Raw genomic sequence first — 5,106 nt, 5'->3', positions numbered from 1 at the left:
TTCTCTAAGCTATATCCTTGTTTTCTAAGTTCATAGATCTGAACTTTATCATCATAAGTTAATTTCATAATAAAAACACCCCAAAAGTTAGATTTTTTCTGTCTAACTTTTGGGGTGCAGTTCATACTATGCGTTTTATTCTTTATAATTTAGCTATTTCAAAATTACAAGTTCTCCATTCTTAATTTCCCAAACTTGGTCAAACTTACTTAATAATTCGTTTTGGCGATGTAAAGTAACAATGACGGCACTTGGTAGTTCCAGAACTCTTTCCAATTCCATTTTAAACTGATTAGTATCCAAGGCAGAGAAAGGTTCGTCTAGGATAAGCAATGGATTTTTACGATTTTTCTCACGATTTAAATACATTCGTTGTTGCTGACCACCTGACAGGGATTGTGGTGGAATTTTTTCAAAATCTTCTTCTCTGAATTTTTCATTGAAACTATTGAATAGCGTTACATTATTTTCATAACTCGAAATAAATGTATGTTCTTGTTGCAGAATCATACCGAATCTTCCCCAAAGATGGTCCAAAACAAGCCCATCTAGCACAATTTGTCCTTCAAAATCTTCATCTGTTCCATTTAAAATGTTGAGAAGACTACTTTTTCCAGACCCATTCTTACCAATAAGCGCAATTTTATCCCCTTTTTGAATCGTAGCGGAAGTAATTATCAATTTTGATTCTCCCAGTTGTTTGGAAATGTTTTTCAAAGTAATCGTATCAAAAGAATGTTGAGGTGCTTGAACTGAAACGGGTCTCCCAACAATGTTTTGAAAACTCTTGATTACAGGCTTTACGGACTCTAACATTTGTAAATCATAAAGGATTTCCTGTATTGGTTCAGAAAAAGCATTAATATATCCGAAACTCGCCACCACCTCAGGAATACCGAGTTGCTGGTGAGATAGAGAGTAGGCTAAATAAATAAACAGAACAAGACTAATGAATTCAAAAGAAACACCTGTCAATAAGATGCCTGTAATTTTTGTCAAACCATACTTAAAATACTTATCCTGCAAATTCTTTAGAGAACTCTTTTGTTGATTCAAAAAATGCGACATAGTTAGTTTATTTACCAAATGATGTCCCATGAGCAAATCCTCTAAAGTTCGATAGTAATCTCCTTGTTTTTTCAAGTAAACCTGTCTACGATTAGCGGTCAACTTCCCAACGATTTTAGGAATTTGAATACTAATTCCAGTGGAAAAGATTAAAATCAGTGATACAATAGGATTAATTGTTCTGCTAATAATGAAAGCGTAAATGATGATACGTAAAATTTGTTTGATAAAACTCATCAATGGAGGAAGGTAATCCTTTTCCAACGAATCTAGGTCATTAGATTGATAGGAAATATACTCTGCTACTGTTTTCTGCTTGAAATCGTGGTGACTGAGTCCCAGAAGTGAACGAAACCACTCATTTTTCAAAGTAGTCGAAAAGATAATCCCCTGCTTCCAATCAAGTATCATTTGGATATAGTTACAACTCAAATAGCCAGCCACTGACATAGAGTAACCATATAGAGCTACTTGATAATCCCCTTTGATTAATGCCTGCGTGAAATACGGTAACAAAGCTGTGCAGATATTCGATACTACACCAAAAAGAAAATTAAAGAAGAGATACCATCTAATAGTTTTAAGATATGGTAGCATATACGATACTCCTTACTAATGCGTTTTTTTACATATCGCAGAACAATCTCTACTATTCCCTATTTCAGATAGTGCGATACTCGGACATTGAGTGCAATAATTGTAAATCACACAAGTACTGCAGTTTTTACTATCATTCAAAATAAAAAGAAAGCTGCAGTTCTTTTAATCCTGTATCAACGATTCATTCTGAAATCGAATAGGAGACATTTCCCAAGTCTACAATTCACTTCATCTCAAATTAATTTTTGTAATTCACCCTTAGTTTATAGATTTTATACTCAACAAAAGTATAAAGCATACAAAACTTCACTTTGAACCAGTATTTATACTATATTCCGTATTAAAAATTCTATTATTGATTTTGTAAAAAACAGTCTTCAAATATCCTGAAATATAGCAAAAAGAGATTGGGTAAAAACTCATTGTCTCTTCTCACTCAAGGACTAAGTTTACTTGAGCAAACTGAATCCGCACTATCGTTCCTTTTCCAACCTCAGACTCGATACGAATCTGGTGCCCCAGTTCTTCAGAAATTTTCTTAGATAGATAGAGGCCAAGTCCAGATGACTGCTGAGTTAGGCGTCCATTATATCCTGAGAAGCCACGTTCAAAGACTCGGAGGACATCACTGTTTTTTATCCCGATTCCCGTATCCTTGATACAAAGCTCTTGCCCCTCCATATAAATCTCCAGACCACCTTCCTTGGTGTACTTGAGACTGTTTGAGATGATTTGCTCAATAACCACTAGCAGCCACTTTTTATCCGTCACGATTTCTTTATCAAGGTCATGTAGATTAACATTTAGGCTTTTTTGAATAAAGAAAAGAGCATATTTACGAATTATCTCCTTAACCAAGTCCTCGATTTGAACCTGTTTTAAGACCAAATCATCATGGAAACTTTCTAAACGCAGGTACTGTAAAACTAGATTGGTATAGGAGTCAATCTTGAAAATTTCCTGTTCTAATTGCTGCTTTAATTGGCGGTCAGCTACTTCTGCAACTAAGAGTTGACTGGCTGCAATGGGGGTCTTAATCTGATGGACCCACAAGGTATAGTAATCCAGCAAATCCGTCAGTTTTCTTTCTGCGTCTGACCTCTGCTGATAGAGTTCCATCTCACGCGCTTCTAATTTTTCAGCCAAGGCTCTTTCCAATGGAGATTTGGCTTCCCTCTCCCCATAGAGAATTTCCTGGCGATAGACCTGCATTTCCACCAATATGTCCCAAGTGAAAAATAAGATGGTTACAAAGCAACACAGCAGGAAAAAGTAGAGAAAGTAAATTCCCAAACTGGCAAATAAAAACTGAAAGAGCAAAACCAGAAACGTCAAAGAAAGTAGATAGATAAAAAGACGACTACGGGAGCGCAGATAGGCTAGAAAAAATTGTTTCCAATCAAGCATGCTTCAGTCCGTACCCTATCCCTTTCTTGGTCTCGATAAATCCTACCAAGCCCTGCTCTTCCAACTTTTTACGCAATCGAGCCACATTAACAGAGAGCGTATTATCATCAATGAAAAAGTCACTGTTCCAAAGTTCCCGCATCAGGTCATCACGTGCTACGATATTGCCCGCATGCTCAAACAAAACTCGTAAAATCTGGAATTCATTCTTGGTCAAATTCAAGACTTGCCCTTGATAATGTAAATCCATGGATTTGGTATTGAGGATAACACCAGCGTATTCCAGTAAACTCTCGTCACGCCCAAACTCATAGGAACGGCGCAACAAGCCCTGAACCTTGGCTAAAAGAACCTGCTGGTCAAAAGGTTTGGTCACAAAGTCATCCGCCCCCATGTTGATTGCCATGACAATATCCATAGCCTGGTCTCTCGAAGACAGAAACATGATAGGTACCTTGGAAATCTTGCGAATTTCCTGACACCAGTGATAGCCATTAAACAAGGGCAATCCAATATCCATGAGGACCAGATGAGGCTCCGACTGGACAAAAAGACTCAAAACTTCCATAAAGTCTTCTACCAGAACCACTTCAAATCCCCATTCAGAGAGCATTTTCCCGACCTGTTGACGAATGACCTGATCATCTTCTACTAATAAAATCTTGTGCATGCGCTTCTCCTTTTCTATTATTATAACAGATTTTTCCATGCTAGAAGGCCTGAAACTGAATTTGAAAGGGCTTGTTTTTATCCAGTACAAACAGGCAATGCTACTAGCTAATTTGAGGGAAATTTGATAAGATAAATAAAAAGAAAGGAGCTCTTATGGCCAATATTTTTGATTATCTGAAAGATGTCGCATACGATTCTTATTACGACCTTCCTTTAAATGAGTTAGACATTCTATCCTTAACAGAAACTACCTACCTCTCCTTTGATAATCTAGTCTCCACAAGTCCTCAGCGACTTTTAGACCTGGCTCCTCAGGTTCCAAGAGAGCCTAACATGTTGACCAGCAAAAATCGCCTCCAGCTATTAGATGAACTAGCTCAACACAAGCGCTTCAAAAATTGCAAACTCTCCCATTTTATCAATGACATTGACCCTGAACTGCAAAAGCAATTTGCGGCTATGACCTACCGCCTCAATCTCGATACCTATCTGATTGTCTTTCGTGGGACTGATGACAGTATCATTGGCTGGAAGGAAGATTTCCACCTGACCTATATGAAGGAAATTCCTGCTCAAAAGCACGCCCTTCGCTATTTAAAGAACTTTTTTGCCCACCATCCTAAGCAAAAGGTCATTCTGGCTGGGCATTCCAAGGGAGGAAATTTAGCCATCTATGCTGCTAGCCAAATTGAGCAAAGCTTGCAAGATCAAATCACAGCAGTTTATACTTTTGATGCGCCTGGTCTCCACAAAGAACTGACACAAACTGAGGGCTATCAAGGGATAATGGATAGAACCAAGGTCTTCATCCCTCAAGGCTCCATTATCGGTATGATGATGGAAATCCCTAACCAGCAAATCATCGTGCACAGTACTGCCTTAGGTGGTATCGCCCAACACGATACCTTTAGTTGGCAGATTGAGGACAAGCACTTCGTTCAACTGGATAAGACCAACAGTGATAGCCAACAAGTCGACACAACCTTCAAAGAATGGGTAGCGACAGTCCCTGACGAAGAACTCCAGCTCTACTTTGACCTTTTCTTTGGCACCATTCTAGATGCTGGGATTAGCTCCATCAATGACCTGTCTTCCTTAAAGGCGCTTGAACACATTCATCATCTCTTTGTCCAAGCGCAATCCCTCACCCAAGAAGAAAGGGAAACCATGGGACGCCTCACCCAGTTATTGATTGATACCCGTTACCAAGCATGGAAAAATAGATAATCCACATAAAAAACTCCAAGCAGGCAGATTCTGCTAACTCATGACAGAAAAAGAAGTTTAGCCTATACTGAAGGCGAACAATACCAAACCGTGGTGTTTAATAGGGCTTTTCCTAGCCTGTATAAAAAACTG

The 5,106-nt window shown here is 38.4% G+C and carries 4 protein-coding genes and 1 pseudogene; 1 reads left to right on the top strand and 4 read right to left on the bottom strand.

Going from position 1 to position 5,106, the window contains the following annotated elements:
- The 4 genes and pseudogenes from GEZ85_RS10645 to GEZ85_RS09765 all read right to left on the bottom strand — a co-directional run.
- A pseudogene (locus tag GEZ85_RS10645) lies at positions 1 to 68 on the bottom strand (transposase); the annotation flags it as partial.
- An 85-nt stretch (positions 69 to 153) separates the two neighbouring features.
- Positions 154 to 1,665, bottom strand: coding sequence for an ATP-binding cassette domain-containing protein (locus GEZ85_RS09775; protein WP_004242726.1), 1,512 nt, complete (start codon positions 1,663 to 1,665; stop codon positions 154 to 156).
- Between the two features lie 435 nt (positions 1,666 to 2,100).
- Positions 2,101 to 3,075: a HAMP domain-containing histidine kinase gene (locus GEZ85_RS09770; RefSeq protein WP_153210166.1), complete on the bottom strand. Its 975-nt coding sequence runs from the start codon at positions 3,073 to 3,075 to the stop codon at positions 2,101 to 2,103.
- A complete protein-coding gene (locus GEZ85_RS09765) occupies positions 3,068 to 3,745 on the bottom strand; it encodes a response regulator transcription factor (protein WP_000548991.1) in 678 nt (225 codons plus the stop codon). Before GEZ85_RS09765 ends, GEZ85_RS09770 begins: the two co-directional genes overlap by 8 nt.
- Positions 3,746 to 3,900: 155 nt before the next feature.
- Here GEZ85_RS09765 and GEZ85_RS09760 point away from each other — a divergent pair, with 155 nt between their 5' ends.
- Positions 3,901 to 4,974 (top strand): DUF2974 domain-containing protein, encoded by a 1,074-nt coding sequence (locus GEZ85_RS09760; RefSeq protein ID WP_153210167.1) that lies wholly within the window; start codon positions 3,901 to 3,903, stop codon positions 4,972 to 4,974.
- Positions 4,975 to 5,106 lie beyond the last annotated feature (132 nt).

Source organism: Streptococcus mitis, from assembly GCF_009496205.1.
GTDB classification, from domain to species: Bacteria; Bacillota; Bacilli; order Lactobacillales; family Streptococcaceae; genus Streptococcus; species Streptococcus mitis_BN.
Note: the sequence above shows the minus strand (reverse complement) of the source record. Positions and strands in the feature narration are given on the sequence as shown.